The 25,144-nt window shown below is 67.0% G+C and carries 24 protein-coding genes and 1 pseudogene; 9 read left to right on the top strand and 16 right to left on the bottom strand.

Going from position 1 to position 25,144, the window contains the following annotated elements:
• The first annotated feature begins 17 nt into the window (after positions 1-17).
• Genes ACSQ9I_RS14290 through ACSQ9I_RS14280 form a run of 3 tightly spaced genes read left to right on the top strand, consistent with a single transcriptional unit; the run spans position 18 to position 5,683 of the window.
• Positions 18-4,223: a TIGR02680 family protein gene (locus ACSQ9I_RS14290; RefSeq protein ID WP_436313544.1), complete on the top strand. Its 4,206-nt coding sequence runs from the start codon at positions 18-20 to the stop codon at positions 4,221-4,223.
• A 5-nt stretch (positions 4,224-4,228) separates the two neighbouring features.
• Positions 4,229-5,461, top strand: a complete 1,233-nt coding sequence (locus ACSQ9I_RS14285; RefSeq protein WP_436313543.1) for a TIGR02679 family protein — start codon at positions 4,229-4,231, stop codon at positions 5,459-5,461.
• A gap of 15 nt (positions 5,462-5,476) precedes the next feature.
• Positions 5,477-5,683 carry a hypothetical protein gene (locus tag ACSQ9I_RS14280; RefSeq protein ID WP_436313542.1) on the top strand — a complete coding sequence of 69 codons (207 nt, stop codon included), beginning with the start codon at positions 5,477-5,479 and terminating at the stop codon, positions 5,681-5,683.
• 553 nt (positions 5,684-6,236) lie between these two features.
• Here ACSQ9I_RS14280 and ACSQ9I_RS14275 read toward each other — a convergent pair.
• The 6 genes and pseudogenes from ACSQ9I_RS14275 to guaB form a co-directional block, all read right to left on the bottom strand.
• Positions 6,237-6,520 (bottom strand): annotated as a pseudogene (locus tag ACSQ9I_RS14275) (type II toxin-antitoxin system RelE/ParE family toxin).
• On the bottom strand, positions 6,517-6,810 hold the full coding sequence (locus tag ACSQ9I_RS14270; RefSeq protein WP_214682375.1) for an antitoxin of toxin-antitoxin stability system: 294 nt from the start codon (positions 6,808-6,810) through the stop codon (positions 6,517-6,519). The pseudogene ACSQ9I_RS14275 and the gene ACSQ9I_RS14270 overlap by 4 nt, the downstream one beginning before the upstream one ends.
• A 127-nt stretch (positions 6,811-6,937) precedes the next feature.
• Entirely contained in the window at positions 6,938-7,324 is a 387-nt protein-coding gene (locus ACSQ9I_RS14265) for a hypothetical protein (RefSeq protein ID WP_436313541.1), read from the bottom strand.
• Between the two features lie 162 nt (positions 7,325-7,486).
• Positions 7,487-7,639 (bottom strand): hypothetical protein, encoded by a 153-nt coding sequence (locus tag ACSQ9I_RS14260; protein WP_436313540.1) that lies wholly within the window; start codon positions 7,637-7,639, stop codon positions 7,487-7,489.
• Positions 7,640-7,793: 154 nt separating this feature from the next.
• Positions 7,794-9,407, bottom strand: coding sequence for a glutamine-hydrolyzing GMP synthase (guaA, locus tag ACSQ9I_RS14255; protein ID WP_436313539.1), 1,614 nt, complete (start codon positions 9,405-9,407; stop codon positions 7,794-7,796).
• Positions 9,408-9,417: 10 nt separating this feature from the next.
• Positions 9,418-10,887 (bottom strand): IMP dehydrogenase, encoded by a 1,470-nt coding sequence (gene guaB / locus ACSQ9I_RS14250; RefSeq protein ID WP_436303947.1) that lies wholly within the window; start codon positions 10,885-10,887, stop codon positions 9,418-9,420.
• A 149-nt stretch (positions 10,888-11,036) separates the two neighbouring features.
• Here guaB and ACSQ9I_RS14245 point away from each other — a divergent pair, with 149 nt between their 5' ends.
• Entirely contained in the window at positions 11,037-11,555 is a 519-nt protein-coding gene (locus tag ACSQ9I_RS14245) for a DUF4124 domain-containing protein (protein WP_093107519.1), read from the top strand.
• Positions 11,556-11,680: 125 nt separating this feature from the next.
• Here ACSQ9I_RS14245 and ACSQ9I_RS14240 read toward each other — a convergent pair whose 3' ends face one another.
• Both ACSQ9I_RS14240 and ACSQ9I_RS14235 read right to left on the bottom strand, forming a co-directional pair.
• Positions 11,681-12,013 (bottom strand): RnfH family protein, encoded by a 333-nt coding sequence (locus ACSQ9I_RS14240; RefSeq protein WP_436308939.1) that lies wholly within the window; start codon positions 12,011-12,013, stop codon positions 11,681-11,683.
• Positions 12,013-12,459 (bottom strand): type II toxin-antitoxin system RatA family toxin, encoded by a 447-nt coding sequence (locus tag ACSQ9I_RS14235; protein ID WP_093107523.1) that lies wholly within the window; start codon positions 12,457-12,459, stop codon positions 12,013-12,015. The genes ACSQ9I_RS14240 and ACSQ9I_RS14235 overlap by 1 nt, the downstream gene beginning before the upstream one ends.
• A 62-nt stretch (positions 12,460-12,521) precedes the next feature.
• Between ACSQ9I_RS14235 and smpB the strand changes: the two genes are divergently transcribed.
• The 5 genes from smpB (at position 12,522) to ACSQ9I_RS14210 (ending at position 15,349) form a co-directional block, all read left to right on the top strand.
• Positions 12,522-12,998, top strand: coding sequence for an SsrA-binding protein SmpB (gene smpB / locus ACSQ9I_RS14230; RefSeq protein ID WP_093107525.1), 477 nt, complete (start codon positions 12,522-12,524; stop codon positions 12,996-12,998).
• A 10-nt stretch (positions 12,999-13,008) separates the two neighbouring features.
• Positions 13,009-13,584 (top strand): putative colanic acid biosynthesis acetyltransferase, encoded by a 576-nt coding sequence (locus ACSQ9I_RS14225; protein WP_436313538.1) that lies wholly within the window; start codon positions 13,009-13,011, stop codon positions 13,582-13,584.
• A gap of 52 nt (positions 13,585-13,636) precedes the next feature.
• A complete protein-coding gene (locus tag ACSQ9I_RS14220) occupies positions 13,637-14,146 on the top strand; it encodes a sigma-70 family RNA polymerase sigma factor (protein ID WP_436303944.1) in 510 nt (169 codons plus the stop codon).
• A gap of 17 nt (positions 14,147-14,163) precedes the next feature.
• On the top strand, positions 14,164-14,886 hold the full coding sequence (locus tag ACSQ9I_RS14215) for an anti-sigma factor family protein (protein WP_436313537.1): 723 nt from the start codon (positions 14,164-14,166) through the stop codon (positions 14,884-14,886).
• Positions 14,887-14,959: 73 nt separating this feature from the next.
• Positions 14,960-15,349: a COG4315 family predicted lipoprotein gene (locus tag ACSQ9I_RS14210; RefSeq protein WP_093107533.1), complete on the top strand. Its 390-nt coding sequence runs from the start codon at positions 14,960-14,962 to the stop codon at positions 15,347-15,349.
• Between the two features lie 3 nt (positions 15,350-15,352).
• On the opposite strand, the gene ACSQ9I_RS14205 is transcribed toward ACSQ9I_RS14210, so the two are convergent.
• The 8 genes from ACSQ9I_RS14205 to rimP form a co-directional block, all read right to left on the bottom strand.
• Positions 15,353-15,781, bottom strand: coding sequence for a hypothetical protein (locus ACSQ9I_RS14205; protein WP_436313536.1), 429 nt, complete (start codon positions 15,779-15,781; stop codon positions 15,353-15,355).
• Positions 15,782-15,852: 71 nt separating this feature from the next.
• Positions 15,853-16,791 carry a DMT family transporter gene (locus ACSQ9I_RS14200; protein WP_436313535.1) on the bottom strand — a complete coding sequence of 313 codons (939 nt, stop codon included), beginning with the start codon at positions 16,789-16,791 and terminating at the stop codon, positions 15,853-15,855.
• The gene (gene typA, locus ACSQ9I_RS14195; RefSeq protein ID WP_093107539.1) at positions 16,757-18,589 is read right to left on the bottom strand and encodes a translational GTPase TypA; all 1,833 of its coding nucleotides are present in this window, start codon (positions 18,587-18,589) and stop codon (positions 16,757-16,759) included. The genes ACSQ9I_RS14200 and typA overlap by 35 nt, the downstream gene beginning before the upstream one ends.
• Positions 18,586-19,605, bottom strand: a complete 1,020-nt coding sequence (gene truB / locus ACSQ9I_RS14190) for a tRNA pseudouridine(55) synthase TruB (RefSeq protein ID WP_436313534.1) — start codon at positions 19,603-19,605, stop codon at positions 18,586-18,588. The genes typA and truB overlap by 4 nt, the downstream gene beginning before the upstream one ends.
• Before the next feature lie 2 nt (positions 19,606-19,607).
• On the bottom strand, positions 19,608-19,979 hold the full coding sequence (rbfA, locus tag ACSQ9I_RS14185) for a 30S ribosome-binding factor RbfA (protein WP_093107543.1): 372 nt from the start codon (positions 19,977-19,979) through the stop codon (positions 19,608-19,610).
• Positions 19,980-20,000: 21 nt separating this feature from the next.
• The gene (infB, locus tag ACSQ9I_RS14180) at positions 20,001-22,916 is read right to left on the bottom strand and encodes a translation initiation factor IF-2 (RefSeq protein ID WP_436313533.1); all 2,916 of its coding nucleotides are present in this window, start codon (positions 22,914-22,916) and stop codon (positions 20,001-20,003) included.
• A 24-nt stretch (positions 22,917-22,940) separates the two neighbouring features.
• Positions 22,941-24,425: a transcription termination factor NusA gene (gene nusA, locus ACSQ9I_RS14175; RefSeq protein ID WP_093107547.1), complete on the bottom strand. Its 1,485-nt coding sequence runs from the start codon at positions 24,423-24,425 to the stop codon at positions 22,941-22,943.
• 17 nt (positions 24,426-24,442) lie between these two features.
• Positions 24,443-25,057 carry a ribosome maturation factor RimP gene (gene rimP / locus ACSQ9I_RS14170; protein WP_436315754.1) on the bottom strand — a complete coding sequence of 205 codons (615 nt, stop codon included), beginning with the start codon at positions 25,055-25,057 and terminating at the stop codon, positions 24,443-24,445.
• Positions 25,058-25,144: the final 87 nt, after the last annotated feature.

Here is a 25,144-nt window from a genome sequence, read left to right as displayed (position 1 = left end):
CCCCGCTGTTCCAATCCATGCACGACGACATCTTCGACGCCCCGCCCGAAACACAAGCGGCCCACGACCGCCCCGCCCAGCCCGAACCGCAGCGCCAACGCTGGCAGCCGCTGCGGCTCGGCCTGGTCGAACTGTTCCACTACGACAGCGAGGAATTCTGGTTCCGCGACGGCCACCTGCTGCTGCGCGGCAACAACGGCACCGGCAAATCGAAGGTGTTGTCGTTGACGCTGCCCTTCCTGTTCGATGCGCAACTGCGCTCGTCGCGCATCGAGCCCGACGGCGACAGCGGCAAGAAGATGGCGTGGAACCTGTTGATGAACAGCTACCCGCGGCGCATCGGTTATGCCTGGATCGAGTTCGGCCGCTTGGCGGAAGACGGCACGCCGCGCTACCTCAGCTTGGGCGCTGGCTTGTCGGCAGTGGCGGCACGCGCGCAGGTGGAAAGCTGGTTCTTCATGCTGGAGCAAGCTGACGGTGCCGGGCCGCGCATTGGCCGCGACCTCTGGCTCACCAACGACCAGCGTGTGGTGCTGACCCGCGAGCGTCTGCGCGAAGCCATCGAAAGCCGGGGCCAGGTCTTCGAAACGGCCATCAGCTACCGCCGCGCGGTGGACGAACGCCTGTTCCACCTCGGCATACGGCGCTACGACGCCTTGATGGACACCTTGATCCAGTTGCGCCAGCCACAGTTGTCGAAGAAGCCCGACGAGGCCGGCCTCTCGCATGCGTTGACCGAAGCGCTTCCGCCGCTGCCGCAGGAGTTGCTGACCGACGTGGCCGAAGCCCTGAACCAGTTGGAGGAAGACCGCCGCCAGCTCGACGAACTCAAGGGCCTGGCCAAGGCGGTGGAGCGCTTCGACCAGCGCTACCGCGTCTACGCAGGCATGTTGACGCGCCGCCAGGCGCGCGAACTGCGCCAGGCGCAGACCGATTTCGACAACGCGAGCCAGGAACGCAACCAGGCGCAAGCCGACCTGCAAGCCGCGTTGGCCGCCGAAACACAGGCGCAGCAGACCCAGGAGCAGGCTGAGAGCGCGCTGGCTGCGCAGCGCACGCGCCAGGAGACGCTGCAGTCCGACCCGATCAACCAGGATGCGAACCGACTCGAAGGCGCCGAGAAGGATGCCCTCAAGCGTCACGCGGGCGTGAAGACGGAGCAGGCCGACTGCGCGCAGGCCCGCAGCCGCTGGGAGCGCGAACAGCAGGCCAGCCGGCAGGCCGCACAGCGCGCGGCGCTGGCCGAGCAGGCGCTGGGCGCGGTACGCCACGAAGGCGCGGAGCACGCCGACAGCGCCGGCGTGGCGTCAGCGTTCAGCGAGAACCCGCTGGCCGCGCTGGCACCGCCCGCGCTGGCCGATCTAGCCACGCGCGAGTTCAATGCCGCGCCTGTGGCGCTGCGCGGCACGGTGGCCACGCGCCGTGATCAATTGGCGCTGCTGCACCGCCGCCACGGCGAGCTGCATCAGGCCGGTCTGGCGCTGGCCCAACGGCAAGAGGCGCAGCGCGAACGCCAGGGGGAACTGGAACAAGCGGCCGAACGCCGCGGCGCGGCCGATGCCGCAGCCGAACAAGCCGGGCAGGCGCTGCTCGAAGCCTGGGGATTCCACACCGCGAGCCTGGTGCAGCTTCGGTGGGACGACGATGGCCCACTGGAAGCCTTGAACGATTGGGTGCTGCTTGCCGATCCCGTTAGCGACAACCCCGCCCGGCTGGCCCTGCAAGCGGCACAACAACAAGCCAGCGTGCGGCACGCATCACGCCAGGTCGCACTCGGCACGCAGCGCGAAACGCTGCAACGCGAGCGTGAAGAACTCGAAGTTGAGCGCGCGCAACTCAACGCCGGCCGTGATGCCGTGCCGCCGCTGCCGTACACACGCACGGCCGACAGCCGCAATGGGCTGGCCGGCGCGCCGCTGTGGCAGCTCGTCGATTTCCAGGACCACGTCGCCGCCGCGCAGCGCGCAGGCCTCGAAGCCGCGCTCGAGGCCTCCGGCCTGCTCGACGCCTGGGTTACGCCCGACGGCGCACTGCTCGCCGCGGACGACGGCAACCCGCCCTGGCTCGACACCCAATGGGCCCAGCGCCCGCCCGCGCCCGGCGCATCGTTGGCCGACTGGCTGCGAACCGACGTGCCGGCCGACGCGACGATGCAGGCCGCCACCCTCGACCGCCTGCTTGCCAGCGTGGCCTGCGGCGGCGTGAACCCTGCCGCCGAAGGCTGGGTCGCGCCCGACGGCCGCTTCCGCCTCGGCACGCTGGCGGGCGCATGGAGCAAACCGCAAGCGGTCTACATCGGCCATGCCGCCCGCGCAATGGCGCGCCGGCAGCGCCTGGACGTCATCGCGCAGCGCCTCGAAAACCTGGCTGCAGAAGGCGCGTCCGTGGCGCTTCAACTCGAGCAGCTCGAAGCCGACCGCCGCCAGGCCGAACACGAATGGCGCAGCGCCCCGTCCGACCAGCCGCTGCGCCAGGCGCTGATGCACACCGCCGCCTGCGCCCGCGAATTTCAGACCGCCCGCACCCGGCTGGACCAGGCCGAAACCCAGTGCCGCGACGCCGAGCAAGCCCAGCATGCCGCGCGCGAGCGCTTGCAGCGCGACGCCGCCGACATGCGCCTGCCGCTGGCGGCCGATGCGCTGGCCCCCATCGAAATGGCCCTGCAAGCTTTCAACGACGCGCAATACCGGTTGGTGCAGGCAGCGCAGGAATGGCGGCGTGCACAGCCCGACTTGCTGTTGCAGCAGTCTCGCGAAGCCGAGGCGCTGGCACAGTTGCAGGAACGCGAAGAAAGGCTCGCCGCCAGCCGCATCGAAGCCGAAGAAGCGCAGGCGCGTTTCGAGGTGCTGCGCGAAACCGTCGGCGCTCAGGTCGACGACCTGCGCCGTCAACTGGCCGAAGCGCGCCAGGCCGTTCAGTCCGCCGACAAGGATCAACGTACGGCCGCCGAAGCGCGCCGCCTCGCCGGCGAAGCCCGCGCACGCGCCAGCGCCAAGAGCGAAGCCGCCGACAGCACGCTGACCCAGCGCACCGAAGCACGCGCCACGGCCGTCGCGCGCCTCCAGCACTTTGCCGACAGCAGCTTGCTGTCGTCCGCGCTGCCCGACATCGAACTGCCCGACCTGCGCAGCACCTGGACCATCGACCCCGCGCTGACACTCGCGCGCCGCATCGAACAGGCGCTTGCGCACATCCGGGACGACGAAGCCGGATGGACCCGCGTGCAACGGCAGATCACCGAAGACCTGCAGGAACTGCAGCGCGCGCTGAGTGCGCTCGGCCACCACGCGCCGGCCGAGCCCAGCGACTGGGGCTTCGTGGTGCACATCATCTTTCACAACCGCCCCGAGCGCCCCGACCAGCTCGCGCTGCGGCTCGCCGACGACATCCACCAGCGCAGCGAACTGCTCACCGCGAAAGAAAGCGAGGTGCTCGAGAACTACCTGCAGGCCGAGATCGCCGCCGAAGTCCAGCGCCTGCTGCGCGCCGCCGAGACGCAGGTGCAGGCCATCAACAGGGAACTGCACAAGCGCCCGACCTCCACCGGCGTGCGCTACCGCCTGCAATGGCAACCGCTCGGTGAAGACGAAGGCGCGCCGGTCGGGCTCGAGGCCGCTCGCCGGCACCTGCTCAACACCAGCGCGGACCTCTGGTCAGCCGAAGACCGGCGCGTCGTCGGCACGATGCTCCAGCAGCGCATCAGCGCCGAACGCGAGCGCGCCGATGCCGACTTGGGCAGGCCGATAGGTGGCGATGCCGGCGGCAGCATGGTCGATCAACTGGCGCGTGCGCTCGACTACCGCCGCTGGCACCGCTTCCGCGTCGAACGCTTGCAGGACGGCCAATGGCGCAAGCTCTCGGGGCCAGCCTCCAGCGGCGAGCGCGCCTTGGGCCTGACGGTACCGCTCTTCGCCGCCATCGCCAGTTTCTATAGCCAAGGCAGCAACCCGCAAGCGCCGCGCCTGATGCTGCTCGACGAGGCCTTCGCCGGTATCGACGATGCGGCGCGGGCCCATTGCATGGGGTTGATCCGCGAGTTCGACCTCGACTTCGTGATCACCAGCGAACGCGAGTGGGCGTGTTACGCCGAACTGCCTGGCGTTTCGATCTGCCAGTTGCAGCGGCGCGAGGGCATCGACGCAGTGTACGTCTCGCGCTGGAGCTGGGACGGCCGGGCCAAGCGGCGCGAGGACGATCCGGATCGGCGCTTCGCGCCGACGTGAATCGGATGGACCCGCGCCTGCTCAAGCTGATCGGCGGCGACGAACTGGCTGCGTTGCGCCGGCGGCTGCGCCGGCATTTCGAACGCGCTGCACCGGGCACGCCACCGAGCCTGCTGCGCCTGGGTTCCCTGAGCACCACGGAGCGCGAAGCGCTGGCCCTGCTGACCGGACGCCCGCCTCGGGAGGCGAAGTCGATGCAGATCGACGTCACGCTGCTCAATGCCACGCTGCGCGACGCCGGCATCGCGGGTTCGCTGCGGGAGGCGCTGGAACAAATCGACGGCCCCATCGTGCACCCCGCGTCGGTGCGCGCGGCGACCCAGGCGCGTTGGTCTGCCGTGGTCGCGTCCTGCACACATCCGGCGCTCACCGGTTTTCTGCAGGCGCCGGCCGCGCTCGGCTTGCTCAAGCGCCTCGCCCGGCAAGACACCTCAGCCGCCGAGCATCTGCTCGAAGCGGCGGATGCCGTGCTGAGCCGCCTGCCGGCGGGCGGCTTGGCACGCGCTCAACTGGCGGCCGAAACGCTGGGCGACGCGCACGCGCTGGACAACGGCCAGGTCACCGCGACGCTGGTGCTGGCCGCCTGGCGCCAGATCGAAAAGGGTCAGCTGGATGCGAGCGATCCCGAAGACACGCCCGACGAGCGCACCCGTGACGTCTGGGCGCGGGCCGGCGTGCTGGTCAATGAATTGGCTCGGCCGGCGCTGCTGCTGAATCTGCCGGTCCGGGCCGACGAGGCGCCGGTGTGCACACCGGGCGAACCCGCCTACGTGTCATTGCGCCGGCTGCTGCGCACGCCGCCACGCTGGGCCGTGGCCGGCCAGGCGGTCTTCGTGTGCGAGAACCCCAACCTGGTCGCCATTGCCGCCGACCGACTGGGTGTGCGTTGCGCCGCGCTGGTCTGCACCGACGGCATGCCAGCAGCGGCGCAGCGAACATTGCTCACCCAGTTGGCGCAAGCCGGTGCCCGTCTGCGCTATCACGGCGACTTCGATTGGCCCGGCGTGCAGATCGCCAACCACGTCATGTGTACCTGGGGAGCCCATCCCTGGCGATTCGGAGCCCTGGACTACGAAGCCGCGACGGCGAGCGCGTCGCACACGCGGCGCGATCTGGCCGACGCCTACATCATCGCGTCGTGGGATGCCGCGTTGGCCCCGGCGATGCAGCGCCATGGCCTGGCCATCGCCGAAGAAGCCGTGGCCGCCCCCCTGTTGGGAGACCTTCGGCAAGACTGAAACACGGGAGACCTCATGGCTCATTCGCAAGACCCCGCATTCGAGCGCTTCGTCACTCAGCGGAAGAAGGACTTGCAACGCATCGCGCGCCATACCCGCGGAGAACATCAACTCCCGGATGTGATCAACGAGGCCTGGCTGGTGGCCTGCGACCTGGCGGCGCGCAGGGACGCCACCATCGAGTTCCTGAATCCCACGTTTCAGGAACTGCTACTGATATGAGCCACCTGTACCAGCACCTCGTTCGATACACGGAACAGAACGAGCGAGAGACGGAATCGCTCTGGAACAACGAGCCCGATGTTCATCACTCGCTGGCCGATGCTTACGTTCGCCTGTTGCGCCATTTCGACAACAGGATGCGCGCAGTCGCCTGTTGATCTCCGTGTCGCACGCCCATCACCGTTGCGCGCAAGCGCGGTTGTGGGCGGCCTACCAGAATCCGGTACCCATGCCGGCCATGGAGGGGCGATTCATCCCCGGACCGTAGCACCTGTTCCAGCTGCGAAGAGCTCCCGTACAGCTGGTGTTCGATTTTGACGACGAGCTGCCGCTCCAATGGGAATCACTTGCGCCACAGGCAGGGGCACCCGGAGAGTCGACGGCGAAGGCCGGCTTGGCCGCTCTACGCCTGCCCACGCCACGATACCCCTCACTCCCACTCGATGGTTTCCGAGGTCTGGAAACCCGCATGAACACTGCCCTTCGTAGTCCGCGTCATCGTGCTTTGCCGTCACTTCTACCGTCAGAACCGAGCGCTTTTGCTGGCCGTCGATCACGACCGGGTCGGCGGCCACAGGCGAGCGGTATGCACCAAGGTCAAGATCCAGACGGTATCGGCCCGCACCTCATAGACCAGCCGATAGCTCTCGTGTGGGATCAACTCACGGGTGCCCGGGATCTGTCCTGCCCGTCCCAGCAGGGGGTGCTCTCCAGCCGGCCGACGGCTGCCGAGAAAATCTCATCCATGCGGATGGCAGCGAGCGGGTTGTCCTGAGCGATGAAGTCGACGATGTCGGCGCGGTCTTGCTCGGCGGACAAGGTCCACAGGACCCTCACGCGTCAGCGCCGCCGGCTTTGGCCCGCAGTGCAGTGCGACGGGCAGCAAAGCGGGCCTCGACATCGGCGTCACTGGCGTATTGACCGGACGCGATCTGCGCGCGCGCCGTGTCGACCTTGGCGCGTAAGAACGCGTCGTACTCACGGGCCTGCCGTTGACGCTCGACGAACTCGCGCATCAGTTCGCGCACTACCTGCGACGCCGGGCGGTGGCTAGCTTCGGCCTCGGCCATGAAGGCGTCGCGCAGCTCCGGCTCCAGCTTCATGGTGAACATGGCTTCTTTGGACATGACCGGCTCCGGAAACATTGATATCAACGAAGTATATACAACGTCAATACTTCCTGCCACGCTACGTCGCCGATAGTGGTCTGCCCGCTCGCCCCAATTCAAGCACACCTGAATCTGCATCAGCGCATCAAAGCAGGCTTTCGTTCGGCACGGTGCCGGCCTCGACGGACGGTGGGGACGGTTGCTGCTGCGCCCGCCATTCGATGCCGTGCGATTCGAGCAGCGCGATCAGCCGGCCGTTCTCCGCGCGCAGCGTGGTGAGCTCATCACTGTCCGCCATCGAATCCATGCTCGACCAGCAGGTCGTCCATGTCGTCACCAACGCCGTAACCGTGTGGCCGAGGTGTCGGACAGCATCCAGGCGCCCCAGTAGTCCGGGCCGACGATCCTTGGGCAAGGTACCGATGATCGTCAAAGCCTGCGCGAACATCCGCGCCAGAGCGTCGAAGTAACCCTCGTCCTGCAAGCCGACGTCGTTGCTGAAGCCCGCCGCGCGCTCGCAGAAGAACACCATTAGCTCGGCCAGACCCGTCGGGTGGCCGACGGCCGGGAATGCAGGAAGGCCTGGTTCTCCTTGCTGGCGGCGTAGAGGTCTTGCACAAGGCCGATCAATCCCGGGCGGTCGAAGTCGGGTCCCTGACGTCGCTCCAACTCGGCGCTTTCCTCGTAGCCATGCTCACGTGTTCTCCGGCTTCAGCAGTTCCTTGGCGGCATCCTCCAGCGCTAGCACGCGGCCTCGTTCTGCACGAGCGAATGGCGGTAAAAAATCGGCGTCAATCCAGCAACGCTGGGATGCCGTCAGAAATACCGTCAGAAAGTAGCGCTGCATTCTTCGCTGATCACTTTCGAAAGGTTTTTTGCTGCAACAAAAAGCCCATATCTTTCAACAACTTAGAGTTTTTGAGAAGCACCATTGATGTCGTGCTCACGGACATCGAAACTCGATCTAAGTCATTGATTTATATAGGCATTATCCGCACCCCTTACTCCCACTCGATCGTCGCCGGCGGCTTGCTGCTCACGTCGTAGGTCACGCGGTTGATGCCGCGCACTTCGTTGATGATGCGGCCCGATACCTTCTTCAGCAACGCGTAGGGCAGCTCGGCCCAGTCGGCGGTCATGAAGTCGCTGGTCTGCACGGCGCGCAGCGCCACCACGTAGTCGTAGGTGCGGCCGTCGCCCATCACGCCCACGCTCTTGACCGGCAGGAACACGGTGAAGGCCTGGCTGGTCAGGTCGTACCAGCTCTTGCCGCTGGACGGGTCCTTGAAGTTGCGCAGCTCCTCGATGAAGATCGCGTCGGCGCGGCGCAGCAGCTCGGCGTATTCCTTCTTGACCTCGCCGAGGATGCGAACGCCCAGGCCCGGCCCGGGGAAAGGATGGCGGTACACCATCTCGGGCGGCAGGCCGAGCGCGACGCCGAGCTCGCGCACCTCGTCCTTGAACAGGTCGCGCAGCGGCTCCAGCAGCTTCAGGCCCAGCTGCTCGGGGAGGCCGCCCACGTTGTGGTGGCTCTTGATCGTGACGGCCTTCTTGCTCTTGGCGCCGCCGGACTCGATGACGTCGGGATAGATCGTGCCCTGGGCCAGCCACTTGGCGCCCTTGGCCCCGGCGCTGGTGAGCTTGGCCGCTTCCTGCTTGAAAACGGTGACGAATTCGCCGCCGATGATCTTGCGCTTGGCCTCCGGGTCGCTCACGCCGGCCAGCTTGCCGAGAAAGAGCTCGCTTGCATCGACGCGGATCACCTTGGCGTGCAGCTGGCCGACGAACATGTCCATCACCTTGTCGCCTTCGTCGAGGCGCAAGAGGCCATGGTCGACGAACACGCAGGTCAGCCGGTCGCCGATGGCGCGATGGATCAGCGCGGCGGCCACCGAGGAATCGACGCCGCCCGAGAGGCCGAGGATGACTTCCTCGTCGCCCACCTGCTTGCGGATCGCCTCTACCGCCTCGGCGATGTGGTCGCGCATCACCCAATCGGGCTTGGCGCCGCAGATGCCGAGCACGAAGCGTTCGAGGATCGCCTTGCCCTGCTGCGTGTGCGTGACTTCGGGGTGGAACTGCAGGGCGTAGAAATGCCGGTCTTCGTCGGCCATGCCGGCGATCGGGCAGCTCTCTGTCGAGGCCATCAGCTTGAAACCCGGCGGCAGCTCGGTGACCTTGTCGCCGTGGCTCATCCAGACGTTGAGCATGCCGTGGCCTTCGTCGGTCGTGAAGTCGGCGATGTCTTTCAGGAGCTCGGTGTGGCCGCGCGCGCGCACGGCGGCAAAGCCGAACTCGCGCTTGTGGCCGCCCTCGACCTTGCCGCCCAGCTGGTGCGCCATGGTCTGCATGCCGTAGCAGATGCCGAGCACCGGCACGCCGAGCTCGAACACCGCCTGCGGCGCCTTGTCGGTCGTCTCTTCGTAGACGCTTGCGTGACTGCCGGAGAGGATGACACCCTTCAGGCTGCCGTCCCTCGCGTACTCGCGCACCCATTCGTCGGTGACGTCGCAGGGATGGACTTCGGAGAGCACATGCGCTTCGCGCACGCGCCGTGCGATCAGCTGGGTGACCTGGGAGCCGAAATCGAGAATCAGGATTTTTTGGTGGTGCATGAGAGGCCGATCACTCCGCGCGGTAGTTGGGCGCTTCCTTGGTGATCTGCACGTCGTGCACGTGGCTTTCCCGAATGCCCGCGGTAGTGATCTCGACGAACTCGGCCTTGTTCTTCATGTCCTCGATGGTGGCGCAGCCGCAGTAGCCCATGCTGGCGCGCAAGCCGCCGGACATCTGGTAGACGATCGAGACCATCGAGCCCTTGTAGGGCACGCGGCCCTCGATTCCTTCGGGCACCAGCTTGTCCGCGTTCGGGTTGCCGGTGGTCGATTCCTGGAAGTAGCGGTCGGCGCTGCCCTGCTGCATGGCGCCGATCGAGCCCATGCCGCGATAGCTCTTGTAGCTGCGGCCCTGGAACAGCACGATCTCGCCCGGCGCCTCTTCGGTGCCGGCGAACATGCCGCCCATCATCACGGTGCTGGCGCCGGCGGCGATGGCCTTGGCGATGTCGCCCGAGTAGCGGATGCCGCCGTCGGCGATCAGCGGGATGCCGCTGCCCTGCAGCGCGGTGGCGACGTTGTCCACCGCCATGATCTGCGGCACGCCGACACCGGCCACGATGCGCGTGGTGCAGATGGAACCGGGGCCGATGCCGACCTTGACCGCGTCGGCGCCCGCATCGGCCAGCGCGCGGGCGGCATCGCCGGTGGCGATGTTGCCTCCGATCACGTCGACCTGCGGATAGTTCTTCTTGACCCAGCGCACGCGCTCGATCACGCCGGCGCTATGGCCGTGGGCGGTGTCGACCACGATCGCGTCGACGCCGGCCTTCACGAGCGCCTCGACGCGCTCCTCGGTGCCCTCGCCCACGCCGACCGCGGCGCCCACGCGCAGCCGGCCGCTGGCGTCGCGCGCGGCATTCGGGAAACTGGTCTGCTTGGTGATGTCCTTGACGGTGATCAGGCCCTTGAGCTCCCAGGCGTTGTTGATGACCAGCAGGCGTTCGAGCTTGTGCTTGTTGAGCAGCGCCTTGGCCTCGGCGAGCGTGGTGCCGTCGGGCACGGTGATGAGCTTCTCGCGCGGCGTCATGATCTCGCTCACCGGCACGTCGTAGCGGTTCTCGAAGCGCAGGTCGCGCCCGGTCACGATGCCGACCACCTTGCCGCCGTCGAGGACCGGAAAGCCCGAGATGCCCAGTTCGTCGGACAGCTGCATGACCTGCAGCACGGTGTGCGTGGGCGTGATCACCACCGGATCCCGCAGCACGCCGGATTCGTAGCGCTTCACCTTGGCCACCTGCGCAGCCTGCTCGGCGGCGGTGAAGTTCTTGTGCACGATTCCGATGCCGCCCTCTTGCGCCATCGCGATGGCGAGGCGCGCTTCGGTCACGGTGTCCATCGCCGCGGAGACCAGCGGCAGGTTCAGTGTGATATTGCGGGAGAGTCGGGTGGCGAGGGAGGTGTCCTTGGGCAGGACCTGGGAGAACGCTGGCACCAGCAACACGTCGTCGAAGGTGAGCGCTTTGCCGAGAAGGCGCATGGGTGAAGCTCCAAAAGACGGATTGTAACGATGGCTCGGTACTTACCCGGGCCAAAGGTGAATCGGCTTGCGGCACGAATACCGTTGTTACGTTGCAAAAACGCCATCGAGTAAGTTGCAAAACGTAAGGCGGCGCTAAACTGCCGGCCATGAAAATCGCGCACTTGCTCGTACTCGGATCGGCCTGCCTGTTGCTGTCGATGGGCGCCAATGCCCAGTGGCAGTGGATCGACAAGGACAACAAGAAGGTCTTCAGCGACCAGGCCCCGCCGCCCGAGATTCCGGACAAGAACATCCTGCGCCGGCCGGGTGCGCCCTCCTCGCGGCCGAACTTCAGCCCTGCACCGGCAACTCCCGAGGCCGATGCCGCTGCTGCGCCCCGCGTTGCCGCCAGCGGCGCCAGGCCCAGCGGCGTGGACAAGGAACTCGAGGAGAAAACGCGCAAGGCCGAGGAAGCGGAAAAGGCCAAGAAGGCCGCCGAGGCTCAGAAGATCGCCCAGGCCAAGGCCGAGAACTGCCAGCGGGCGCGCCAGGCCAAGGCCACCTTCGACAGCGGCATCCGCGTGGCCCGCGTGAACGCCCAGGGCGAGCGCGAGATCATGGACGACAAGGCGCGGGCCGCCGAGCAGGAGCGCCTGCAGTCGGTGATCGGCGCCGACTGCAAGTAATAGGCTCGCCCCCAGGCTTCGCGCACTTCGTGTCGCTTCGCCAACCCCCTTCCGGGGGCAACACCAGCGGCCCGGCGAAGCCGGTTCCGCGGTGTTTCCCGCCTGATCTCCCGCACACCCCGAGCCTAGTACCCGGCCTTGCCGCCCTTGCGGCGGCGCGCGAACAGGCCCGTTCCGCGTGCGCCCTGTTTCTTGAATCGCTCGCGCCGTGCGACCTTGGGGTCCACCGTGAGCGGGCGGCAGAGCTCGATGCGGTCGAGGTCTGCCAGAGCCTGATCCCATGCCACCGCATGGCCCCAGATTCCGGGCTGCATCGCCTGCCAGTCGAGCTGCGGGAATTGAAGCGGCAGATGGCTTGCGCGCACGGCATCGCGCACTGTCGCGCCTTCGGCCACGCCCAGCACCTCTTCGAACACCTCGCGCGGCGCCGGCGAGTACGCCACGGTCACCTGCAGCATCAGATCTTGTCGTAGATGTGCTCGGCGCGCTTGACGAAGGCCTCCACGAGGTTGGATGCGACCTTGTCGAACACCGGCCCGACCAGCGCCTGCAACGCGAAATTGCTGAAGCCGTAGCTGAGGTTGAGCTCGACGCGGCAGGCCCGCTCGCCCGCCTCGCCCACCGGGGTGAACTTCCAGACGCCGTCGAGGTTGGAGAACGGTCCGTCGACCAGCTTCAAATGGACCTCGCGGCCCGGCACATGGGTGTTGCGGGTGGTGAAGCTGTGGTGAAAACCGCTGAAAGCGAGGCCGACTTCGGCCGTCATGCCGGCGGCGTCGTGCTCGATCACCTTGGCCTTGTCGCACCAGGGGAGAAACTCGGGGTACTTCGTCACGTCAGTGACCAGGGAGTACATCTCTTCGGCGCTGTACCAGATCAGGATGGACTTGTGGACTGTTTTCATAGAATCGGCACAGCGTGCGCGACGGATTGTATTGAAGCCATGCAGCCCTCACCTGACACACCATGGCCACAAAAAAACAAGACACCTCCTCCCGGATCGCGGACAACAAGAAGGCCGCGTACAACTACTTCTTCGAAGAACGCTTCGAGGCCGGCATGGTGCTGGAGGGCTGGGAAGTCAAATCGCTGCGCGAAGGCAAGGTGCAACTGACCGACGGCTACGTCGTGATCCGCGACGGCGAGCTGTTCGTGATCGGCTGCCAGATCAACCCGCTGCGTTCGGCCTCGACGCACATCACGCCCGATTCGGTGCGCACCAAGAAGCTGCTGCTGCACAAGGAGCAGATTCGCCGCCTCGTGGGCAAGGTCGAGCAGAAAGGCTACACGCTGGTGCCGCTCAACCTGCATTGGAAAGCGGGCAAGGTGAAGTGCGAGATCGCGCTGGCCAAGGGCAAGGCCGAGCACGACAAGCGCGACACCATCAAGGACCGCGAAGGCAAGCGCGAGGTCGAGCGGGCCATGAAGAGCCGCAGCCGCTGAAGGAAGCACCATGGCGCTCCAACCCCTCGACGCCGCGCGCGTCAACCCGCTCGAAGGCGGCCCCAGTTTCTCGCTTTCCAACCGGCTGCTGCGCGCGGCCTGGAGCCTGAGCTGGGCGCTGCTCGCCTCCTGGACGCCGCCGCAGATGCGCTTCTGGCGCCGCTTTCTGCTGAAACTCTTCGGCGCGCAATTGGGCGAATCCAGCGACGTGCGCGGCAGCGCGCGGGTCTGGTATCCGCCGAATCTGCACCTGGCCGATCGCGCGATGCTGGCTGAACGGGTCATTTGCTACAACATGGCGCCGATCCGGCTCGAGCGCGCCGCGCTGGTCTCGCAGGGCGCACACCTGTGCGCAGGCAGCCACGACATTTCCTCTGCGAGTTTCCAGTTGACGGCGAGCCCGATCACCATCGGCGCCGACGCCTGGATCGCGGCAGAAGCCTTCGTCGGGCCCGGTGTGGAAGTGGGCGAAGGCGCGGTGCTGGGCGCCCGCAGCGTCGCCTTCCGCTCCCTGGATCCCTGGACGGTGTACGGCGGCAACCCTGCCAAGCCGATCAAGCGGCGAGTGCTGCGCAGCGAGCACTGAATTTTTTCGGGCACGGTGGAATAAACCGCGCCCCCACGGCGTTAGTGCAGCGATGGATTCACGCGCGCTCGTCGACCACATTCCCAGCCTCAGGCGCTATGCGCGCGCGCTGACGGGCGACGCCTGGGCCGCGGACGACCTGGTGCAGGACACGCTGGAGCGCGCCTGCAGCAAGTGGCGCTTGTGGATCGTGGGCAGCGATCTGCGGGCTTGGCTCTTCACGCTCATGCACAACGTGTTCGCGAGCCAGGTGCGGCGCGCACCGCCGCGCGCCACGGTGGACATCGATGATGTGGCGCATGAATTGAGCAGTGGCGACGGTCATCGCGACCGGACCATCGACCTGCAGCGCTGCCTGCTGCGCCTGCCCGAGGAGCAGCGCGCCGTGCTGCTGCTGGTGGCGCTCGAAGACCTCTCCTACGCGCAGGTCGCCAGGATTCTGGATGTCCCCGTGGGCACCGTCATGTCGCGCCTCTCGCGTGCCCGCGTCCGGCTTCAGGACCTGATGGAAGGGACCGAGTCGCCGGCATCGGGCCGCCCCGGTCTGCGCCGCCTCAAGTAGCCCGCATCTCATCCGCCATGAACAGCCCCACGCCGCCTCCCGACACCGACCAGCTCGCCTGGCGAGCCCAGCGCGACGCGCTGCGCGAACTGCATCGCGAAGTGCTCGACGAACCCGTTCCCAAAGCGCTGCTGGCGGCGGCCGGGCATCTAGATGATCGCCGGGCCCGGCAGGCGCGCTGGATGCGCTGGGGCGGGATGGCTGCGGGCGTGCTGATCGCCTTCGCCGCCGGCTGGGTCGGCAACCACCAATGGTCGGCGTCGCAGCAGACCGGCGCCGTGCTGGCCCGCGCGCCGGCCGCACGCGAGTTCGTGCATGCCGCCTCGGTGGCGCACGCGGTCTATGCGCCCGAGAAGCGGCATCCGGTCGAAGTGGTCGCTGCCGAGCAGCAGCACCTCGTCCAGTGGCTCTCCAGGCGGCTCGACAAGCCACTCAAGGTGCCGGATCTGTCGGCCGAGGGCTACGCGCTCGTGGGCGGCCGTCTGCTGCCGGGCAGCGAGGGGGCAAGGGCACAGTTCATGTTCGAGCGCGCCGACGGCGAGCGCGTGACCCTCTACATCGGCAGCCTGGGCAGCGCCGCCGGGCCGGCACAGGCGGGCGAAACGGCGTTCCGCTACTCGGCGGACGGTCCGGTGCCGAGCTTCTATTGGGTCGATCGCGGTTTCGGCTATGCATTGGCGGGCAAGCTGCCGCGCGATGCGCTGCTGGGCCTCGCCGGCGTGGTCTACCGTCAACTATGAACAAAAGGCCCGGGCGCTAGACTGCCCCGGCCGTATCGGCTTTTGCGATTTTTTAACCGAAGGAGAAAACTTGATGAAACTGCTCAGCGCTTCGATTCTTGCGGCCGCCCTGCTCGCCGGATGCGGCAGCATGTCCAGGACCGCATCGGCGCCGGACACCCCGACCCGTACCGCCGATGGCGTGCTGGTCGGCCCCACCGGCATGACGCTCTACACCTTCGATCGCGATACCGCCGGCAGCGGCAAGTCCACCTGCAACGGACCCTGCGCCACCAACTGGCCGCCGCTGATGGCGGCCGACACGGCCAAGCCGATGGCCGCCTACACCATCGTCGTGCGCGACGACGGCAAGAAGCAATGGGCCTACAAGGGCTGGCCGCTCTACTACTGGGTCAAGGACACCAAGGCCGGCGACAAGACCGGCGATGGCGTCAACAACGTCTGGAAGGTGGCGCGCCCCTGAGGCTCAGCAGCGGCCCTTCTTGGCCTGTCCCGGCGGGCAGTGATGGCCGCCGGGGCCGTGATCGTCATGCCGGCCATGACGTTCATAGCGATCGTCGTCGTGGTCGCGGTGCTTGCCGCCCTTGCGCTTCCAGTTGGGTTCGACCCAGCGCCAGCCGCCGTCGGCGCGCACCCAGCGGCCCGGCGCATAGACATGGTCGGGGCGCGCCGGCTCCCAGTAGCCCTGGCGCCAGCCATACGCGTCCTGGTGGTATTGCCAATGGCCGACCACCCAGACGTAGCCGACGCGTGGCGCCGGCACGCGCTCGAAGCGAGGCGCCGGCGGCGCCACGGCAATGAGGCCCGGCACATGGATGTTCACCGACACCTGGGCCGCGGCGCCCAAGGATGCCGTAGCCAGCGCACCGGCCAGCAGGAACGTGGAAAGTCGCATCGATATCTCCCTCTTGAAATGGAAGTCAAACGGCCCTGGGTTTGCACCGGACATCGGTAGAAGTCCCAAGTCTAGTGGGTCCCCGGCAAGGGTATAGCGGCCGCGCGGCGGTCACGCAGCCCGAGCAGTTCGTTGAACACCAATGCGCCGATCACGAGCGCACCGCCTGTCAGCACGCTCGGCGCCGGCTCCTCGCCGGCCCCGATCCAGGCCAGCGCGATGCCGAAGACGATTTCCAGCAGCGCGAGCAGCGCCACCTCGGGCGCCTTCAGGATGCGCGCGCAGACCACCGACAGCGCACACGGGATCGCGAGCTGGAACAAGCCAAGGAAGGCGAGCAGGCCCAGGTCGTGCGCATTGGCCTGGAGCGGCCAGGCCAGCGGCAGCGTGAGCAGCGACGAGACCGCGGCGCCGAGCAGCACCGAGGGGACCAGGTCGATGTCGCGGCCCTTGGCATGCGCATGCTGAACCACGGTCCAGTTGCAGGCGCCGGCCAGCGGCACGCAGAGCGCCACCAGCGTGCCGGCCAGCAGGCCGTCGCCGAGCTGGGTGCCGTACATCCAGCCGATGCCCAGGCCCGCCACCACGATGGCGGCCCAGGTGCGCGCCGGAAGCCGGTGGCCGATGAAGACCCGCGCCGCGAGCGCGGTGAAGAGCGGCCCCAGAGCCATGGTCACCAGCACGTTGGCCACGCTGGTCAGCGTGAGCGCCACCATGAAGGCGGTGAACATCACGCACCAGCAGACGCCCGAGATCCACAACGCGCGGCCGCCGTCGCGGATCTTCGAGAACACTGCGCGTCCCTGCCAGAGCGGCAGGATCACGAGCAGGGCCAGCAGCGTGAAGAAGCTGCGCCAGAAGGTGATCTCGAAGCTGCGCGCCTGTTCGAGGTGGCGCGTGACCACGCCCGCCGTCGCCCACATGAGGGTCACGGCGACCATCAGCCAGACCGCGCGGCCGTGAGACAGCGCGGCTCTAGACTGTGTCGCGGCTGGCGCGCTTGCGCTCATGTTCCTTCAGGAAGCGCTTGCGCAGGCGCACGCTCTTGGGCGTGATCTCGACCAGTTCGTCGTCCTCGATGAATTCCACGCCGTATTCGAGCGTGAGGTCGATCGGCGGCGTGATCTTGATCGCGTCTTCCTTGCCCGAGACGCGGAAGTTGGTGAGCTGCTTGGTGCGCGTGGCATTGACCACCAGGTCGTTGTCGCGGCTGTGGATGCCGACGATCATGCCTTCGTAAACCGGGTCGTTCGCCCGCACGAACATGCGGCCGCGATCGTCCAGCTTGCCCAGCGCGTAGGTGAAGATCTCGCCGTCGTCCATGGAAATCAGCACGCCGTTCTTGCGGCTGCCGATGTCGCCCTTGTGCGCCTCGTAGCTGTCGAAGATGTTGGAGATCAGGCCCGAGCCGCGCGTCAGGTTCAGGAACTCGTTGGTGAAGCCGATCAGGCCCCGCGCCGGAATGCGGTACTCCAGGCGCACGCGCCCGCGGCCGTCCGGCTCCATGTTGACCAGCTCGCCCTTGCGCTCGCCCAGCGCCTGCATCACGCCGCCCTGGTGCTGGTCTTCGATGTCGGCGGTCACCAGTTCGATCGGCTCGTGCTTGACGCCATCGACGTCGCGGAACACCACGCGCGGCTTGGACACAGCCAGTTCGTAGCCTTCGCGGCGCATGTTTTCCAGCAGGATGGTCAGGTGGAGTTCGCCGCGGCCCATCACTTCGAAGATGCCCTCCTCGTCGGTTTCCTTGACGCGCAGCGCCACGTTGTGCTGCAGCTCCTTCTGCAGGCGGTCCCAGATCTGGCGGCTGGTGACGAACTTGCCTTCGCGGCCGGCCAGCGGGCTGGTGTTGACGCAGAAGTTCATCGTCAGCGTCGGCTCGTCGACCCTGAGCATGGGCAGCGGCGCCGGATTCACCGGGTCGGTAACGGTCACGCCGATGCCGATGTCGGCAATGCCGTTGATCAGCACGATCTCGCCCGGGCCGGCTTCGGTGGCCTGCACGCGTTCCAGGCCCTGGAAAGTCAGCACCTGGTTGACGCGGCCTTTGACGGACTTGCCGTCCGGACCTTCCATCACGACCACGTCCATCATGGGCTTGATGGTGCCGGCGTTGATGCGGCCGACGCCGATGCGGCCCACGAAGGTCGAGAAGTCGAGCGCGGAGATCTGCAGCTGCAGCGGCGCGGCGGGATCTCCCGCATGGGCCGGCACGTGCTTGAGGATGGTGTCGAACAGGGCCGACATGTCGGGGCCCCACTGCTCGCCGTGTTCGCCCTCTTCCAGCGACGACCAGCCGTTGATGCCCGAGGCGTAGACCACGGGGAAATCGAGCTGTTCATCCGTCGCGCCGAGCTTGTCGAACAGGTCGAAGGCGGCGTTGACCACATAGTCGGGGCGCGCGCCGGGCTTGTCGACCTTGTTCACCACCAGGATGGGCTTCAGACCCAGGGCCAGGGCCTTCTTGGTCACGAAGCGGGTCTGGGGCATGGGGCCTTCCTGGGCGTCGATCAGCAGCACCACGCCATCCACCATGCTGAGCGCACGCTCCACCTCGCCGCCGAAGTCGGCGTGGCCGGGGGTGTCGACGATGTTGATGTGCGTGCCCTTCCAGGTCACGGCGCAGTTCTTGGCCAGGATCGTGATGCCACGCTCCTTTTCGATGGCGTTGTTGTCCATCACGGTGTCGACCACTTTCTCGTGTTCGGCGAAGGTGCCGGACTGGCGCAGCAGTTGGTCGACCATGGTGGTCTTGCCATGGTCCACGTGGGCGATGATGGCGATGTTGCGAATCTGGTTGGTGCTCATGGTGTCGCTTCGGTCAAAAGTGTCTGCTGGATTTCGATGGGGTTCAGCAAGCGCCCCGGGATCAGTTCGCCGGCCGTGACGTGCGCCGTGCCGAGGAATGCTCTTTCATCCGTTCGGGCTGAGCTTGTCGAAGCCTGCGCCGGCCCTTCGACAAGCTCAGGGCGAACGGGGGTGTGCGACGGCGCGGGCCCGAAGACGGCGACCTCCGCTGCGTCGGGCCAGTCGCCGCGACGGCGCAGGCCCGAAAGAAAGCGTGCCGCATCTTCGGCGCCGAGCGTGACGCTCGTGTGGCCGGCCACCAGGGCTTCGGTCGGCAGCAGCCGCGCCAGGCGCTCTTCCTCGCCCATGGCTTCCAGCGCTTCCAGCGTCACGCATTGCGAGACTTCGAAGCCGCCGGTGGCGATGCGGCGCAAGGCGGTGAGATGGGCGCCGCAACCGAGCGCTTCGCCGATGTCTTCGCCGAGCGTGCGGATGTAGGTGCCCTTGCTCACGGTTGCGAGGATGCGGATCTGGTCGTCTTCCACGCGGCCGAGCGCCAGCTTGTGGATCGTCACGTCGCGTGCGGCGCGCTCGACCTCGATGCCGTCGCGTGCGTATTCGTAGAGCGCCTTGCCGTCCTTCTTGAGCGCGCTGTGCATCGGCGGCACCTGGCGGATCGGACCGGTGAATTGCGCTTCGACGCGCACCAGGTCCTCGGCCGTCACGGCCACGGGACGCTCGGCGATCACCCCGCCTTCGGCATCGCCCGTGGAGGTCTTGATGCCGAGCCGCGCGGTCGCCTCATAGGTCTTGTCGGCATCGAGATGCAGCTGGCTGAACTTGGTCGCCGCGCCGAAGCACAGCGGCAGCACGCCGCTCGCGAGCGGATCGAGGGTGCCCGTGTGGCCTGCCTTTTCGGCGCGCAGCAGCCACTTGGCCTTCTGCAAGGCCTGGTTGCTGGAAAGACCCAGCGGCTTGTCGAGCAGCAGCACCCCGTGCACAGGGCGCCTCTGCACCCGTGTGCGTGGCGCGTTCATCTTCAGTCGTCTTTGGAACGTGAAGCGACGGCCTGCGCAATCAGCGCATTCATGTCGGCGGCGCGCTCGGTCGTGCGGTCGAACTGGAAATGCAGCGTGGGCACGGTGTGGATGTGCAGGCGCTTGAAGAGGCCGTTGCGCAGGAAGCCCGCGGCCTGGTTCAGCGCTTCGGTGGTTTCCACCGGGTCGCCGACGAGCAGGCTGAAGAAGACCTTCGCATGCGCGTAGTCGGGCGTGACCTCGACCGCCTGGATCGTGACCATGCCCACCCGCGGATCCTTCAACTCGCGCGCGATCAACTCCGTCAGATCGCGCTGGATCTGATCGGCGACCTTGAAGGCGCGGTTGGGGGCAGCGGCTTTTCTCTTGGGCATGGCCAGGGTCGCATCGGGCGCTTACAGCGTCCGGGCGATTTCCTTGATCTCGAAGAACTCCAGCTGATCACCTTCCTTGATGTCGTTGTAGTTCTTGAGCTTGATACCGCACTCGAAGCCTTCGCGCACTTCGCGCACGTCGTCCTTCAGGCGCTTGATCGAGTCGATCTCGCCGGTGTAGACGACCACGTTGTCGCGCAGCAGGCGGAAATGCGCGCTGCGGTTGACCGAACCCGCGGTGACCATACAGCCCGCGACCGTACCGATCTTGGACGCCACGAAGACGGTGCGGATCTCGGCCGAGCCGATGACCTCTTCGCGCCGCTCCGGTGCCAGCATGCCGGCCATCGCCGTCTTCAGCTCGTCGACAGCGTCATAGATGATGCTGTAGTAGCTGATGCCGACGTTGTTGCCTTCGGCCAGCTTGCGCGCACCGGCATCGGCGCGCACGTTGAAGCCGATGACCATGGCCTTGGAGGCGATCGCGAGGTTGATGTCCGACTCGCTGATGCCGCCCACCGCGGCGTACACGACCTGCACCTTGACCTCGTCGTTCGAGAGCTTGAGCAGGGACTGCGCGAGCGCTTCCTGCGAACCCTGCACGTCGGCCTTGATGATGATCGGCACCATCTTGACTTCGCCGGCGCTCAGGTCCGAGAACATGTTCTCGAACTTGGCAGCCTGCTGCTTGGCCAGCTTGGTGTTGCGGAACTTGCCCGCGCGGTAGGTCGCGATCTCGCGCGCGCGGCGCTCATCGCCCATCACCATGAACTCGTCGCCGGCCTGCGGCACTTCTGTCAGACCCTGGATCTCGACCGGGATCGAGGGGCCGGCCGTCTTGATGGTCTTGCCGTCCTCGTCGAGCATGGCGCGCACGCGGCCGAAGGTCGAGCCGGCCAGTACCACGTCGCCGGTCTTGAGCGTGCCGGACTGCACCAGCACGGTGGCGACCGGGCCGCGGCCCTTGTCGAGCTGCGCTTCGATGACCAGGCCCTTGGCCGCGGCATCCACCGGCGCCTTGAGTTCCAGCACTTCGGCCTGCAGCAGCACCTGTTCGAGCAGGTTGTCGACGCCCTGCCCGGTCTTGGCGGAGACCGGGACGAAGGGCGTATCGCCGCCGTACTCTTCGGGCACCACTTCCTCGGCCACCAGCTCCTGCTTGACGCGCTCGAGGTTGGCATCGGGCTTGTCGATCTTGTTGATCGCGACCACGATCGGCACACCCGCCGCTTTCGCGTGCTTGATGGCTTCCTTGGTCTGGGGCATGACGCCGTCGTCCGCCGCCACCACCAGGATCACGATGTCGGTGGCCTGCGCACCGCGGGCACGCATGGCGGTGAAGGCCTCGTGGCCCGGGGTGTCGAGGAAGGACACCATGCCACGCTCCGTCTGGACGTGGTAGGCGCCGATGTGCTGCGTGATGCCGCCGGCTTCCCCCGCGGCGACCTTGGCGCGGCGGATGTGGTCGAGCAGCGAGGTCTTGCCATGGTCGACGTGGCCCATGACGGTCACGACCGGTGCGCGCGGCAGCGCTTCGGCGTTCTGCGCAGACACGTCCTCGTCGGTGAAGGCTTCCGGATCGTCCAGCGCGGCGACCACCGCGGTATGGCCCATGTCCTCCACGATGATCATCGCGGTGTCCTGGTCCAGCGACTGGTTGATGGTCGCCATCTGGCCGAGCTTCATCAGTTGCTTGATGACTTCCGACGCCTTGACGGCCATCTTGTGCGCGAGTTCCGAGACCGTGATGGTTTCGGGCACGTGCACTTCGAGCACGCGCGCCTCCACCGGCGCGGCCTGCACGCGTTCTTCCTGGCCTCCGCGGTCGTTGCCGCGGCGCCCGCGCGGGCCCCCGCGCCAGTTGCCGCGGCCGACACCGCCGCTGGCATCGCCGCGGGTCTTGATTTCCTTCTTCTTGGCCGTGTCGCCGGCCCAGCTCGACGAGAGCTTGGCCGACTTGACTTCCTTGCCGGCGCCGGCGGCGCCGGGTGCCGTCGTGCCGGGCGCAGCCGGCGCCGCCGTGCGGGCGGCGGGCGTGGCCGGCTTGTGCAGCGTTCCCTTGACCGCGGCCTTGGCTTCAGGCGCAGGTTTCTCGGGTGCCTTGTGCGGCACCAGCACGCGCGCCGGTGCATTCATCATGGCGCGGATGGCTTCCGCCTCGGCCAGGGCCTTGCGGCGGCGCTCGTCGAGGTCCTTGGCGCGCACGGCTTCCTCGTCGGCACGGGCCTTCGATTCGGCGGCCGCCTTGGCCTTGGCGTCTTCCTTGACCTGGGCGGCGGCAGCCTCGGCAGCGGCCTTGCGGTTGCTCACCGCCGGTGCTTCCTCGGGCGCTTCGGGCGCACCTTCGGTCACGGTGGCGGGCTTCTCCGCGGCCTTCTTGCTGCGGGCAGCCTTGGCTTCCTGCTCGGCCTGTTCGGCGCGCTCGATCTTTTCGCGTTCGCGCGCTTCGGTTTCCTCGCGCAGGCGACGCTTCTCGACCAGTTCTTCTTCCTGGCGGCGGATCAGTTCGGCCTGGCGGCGCGCTTCTTCCTCGCGGCGTGCGAGTTCGGCTTCGTCGATGCGCGGCGCGGCGGGCGCGGCGGCGGCCGGCGCCTCGGCCGGCTGCTGCGCCGGCTCGGGCGTGGCCGGGTGGCCCTCGTCGCGCTGGATGAAGGTGCGCTTCTTGCGCACCTCGACCTGGATCGTGCGCGCGCGGCCGGTGGCGTCGGCCTGCTTGATCTCGCTGGTCGACTTCTTGGTCAGCGTGATCTTCTTGCGCTCGGGCTCGACCGTGCCGTGGCTGGCCTTCAGGAAGCCGAGCAGGCGCTGCTTGTCGGCCTCGGTGAGCGCGTCGGTCGGGGCGGCCTTGGCCACCCCCGCGCTCTTGAGCTGGTCAAGCAGGATTTCGGGAGTCTTCTTGAGCTCGTTCGCGAACTCGGCGACAGTGGTACTGGACATATTGGTTTCGTGCCTCCATGACCGTCACTCTTGGCCTGCGAACCAGTGTTCGCGGGCTTTCAAGATGAGGTGCTTGGCGTCATCGGCGCTCTGGCCGGTGATCTCGGTGAGTTCATCGACCGCAAGGTCGGCCAGGTCGTCGCGGGTGTGCACACCCGCCTCGGCCAGTTTCGGAATGAGTTCAGGATCGAGTCCTTCGAGGTCGCGCAAATTCTGCGAGACGCTCTCGACGTTCTCTTCCCTGGCGATTTCCATCGTGAGGAGCGCGTCCTTGGCGCGCGAGCGCAGCTCGTTGATCGTGTCCTCGTCGAAGCTCTCGATCTCGAGCAGCTCGGAAATCGGCACGTAGGCCACTTCTTCCAGGCTGGTGAAGCCCTCGGAAATCAGGATGTCGGCGATTTCCTCGTCGACGTCGAGCTTCTCCATGAAGAGCTTGCGGCTGGCGTCGGTTTCGCTCGCCTGCTTCTGGGCCGACTCGTTGGCGTCCATGATGTTGATCTTCCAGCCGGTCAGGTCGGAGGCAAGCCTCACGTTCTGGCCGCCGCGGCCGATCGCGATCGCGAGGTTTTCCTCGTCGACCACCACGTCCATCGCATGCTTTTCCTCGTCGACCACGATCGACGACACGTTGGCCGGCGCGAGCGCGCCGATCACGAACTGGGCCGGGTCTTCGCTCCACAGCACGATGTCGACGCGTTCGCCGGCAAGCTCGTTGGTGACCGCGTTGACGCGCGTGCCGCGCACGCCGACGCAGGTGCCGATGGGGTCGACCCGCTTGTCGTGCGAGAGCACGGCGATCTTGGCGCGCGAACCGGGGTCGCGGGCGCAGCTCTTGATCTCGAGCAGGCCTTGCTCGATCTCGGGCACTTCCTGGCGGAACAGCTCGATCATGAACTCGGGCGCCGCGCGCGACAGGATGATCGGCGCGCCGCGCAGCGTGAGGTCGACCTCCATGATCATGGCCCGCACGCGGTCGCCGTTGCGCAGGTTTTCCTTGGCGATCATCTCGCTGCGGCGCAGCCGCCCTTCGACGCGGCCGGCCTCGACGATGATGTCGCCCTTGTCCAGCCGCTTGACGGTGCCGGTGAAGATCTTCTCGCCGCGCGACATGAAGTCGTTGAGTAGCATTTCGCGCTCGGCGTCGCGGATCTTCTGCAGGATCACCTGCTTGGCCGCCATCGCGCCGATGCGGCCGATCGGCACCGATTCCACCGATTCCTCGATGTACTCGTCGACCTCGATGTCGGGCATCTCTTCCTTGGCTTCGAACAGCAGGATTTCCTGGTCGGGCAGCTGCAGGCCGGCCTCGTCGGGCACCACGTGCCAGCGGCGGAAGGTCTCATAGTCGCCGCTGTCGCGATCGACCGCGACGCGGATGTCCACGTCGCCCTGGTAGAGCTTCTTGGTGGCTTGCGCCAGGGCAGACTCGACCGCGCCGAAAACCACGTCGCGTTCGACGTTCTTCTCGCGCGAGATCGCATCCACCAACATCAACATTTCGCGATTCATGCCACCACTCTCCTTGTTCATTCCGACACCGTCGTGTCGGGTTTGGGCCTGCGCCCCTTGAAATCCACTATCGGCGCAAGCCGCGCCTCGCGCAGCTCGTCCAATGCAAAACCCAGCGCCTGCAGGGGTGCAGGCGCGCGCTTCTTGCTGATCTTCTGACCGGGCTTCGGCTCAGGTGCATCGCTCCAGACGATCTGCCACCCCTGCGAGCCATCGGCCCCTGCGACCCGCTCCAGCGTGCCGCGAAACTTCTTGCGGTTGGCCGCCACCTGGCCGGCCGCCGCCGCGCCCATGGGCGCCTTCAGCGTGATGTCGATCACCTCGCCTGCGAAACGTTCGAAATCCTGCTCATTGCGCAGCGGTCGGTCAATACCCGGCGAGGACACCTCGAGCCGCTTGTAGTCGACGCCGTCCACCTCGAGCGCGAACTGCAGCTGGCGGGTGACCTTCTCGCAGTCTTCGACGGTGACGAAAGGCTCCGGCGCACCGGCTGCAGCTGCAGCCTCAGAAATGGGGCCACTCCAGGGCAAATCAATCGTCACGCGCAGCAGTCCTCCGGCCGAGCGTTCGATCTCGACCAGGTCGTAGCCGAGCCCGGCCACGGTTTGTTCCACTGTCTGCTGCAATGCCACGTGTCTGTATGCGCCTTCTGGTGTGCCCCCGATGCCGCCCCCGCCTGCCTGCTTGCCCGCCTGCGGCATCGAGAAATGCTTCGACCA

It is taken from the genome of Variovorax sp. LjRoot84 (assembly GCF_964254305.1).
GTDB lineage: Bacteria > Pseudomonadota > Gammaproteobacteria > Burkholderiales > Burkholderiaceae_C > Variovorax.
This window is presented reverse-complemented; position numbering and strand designations above follow the sequence as displayed.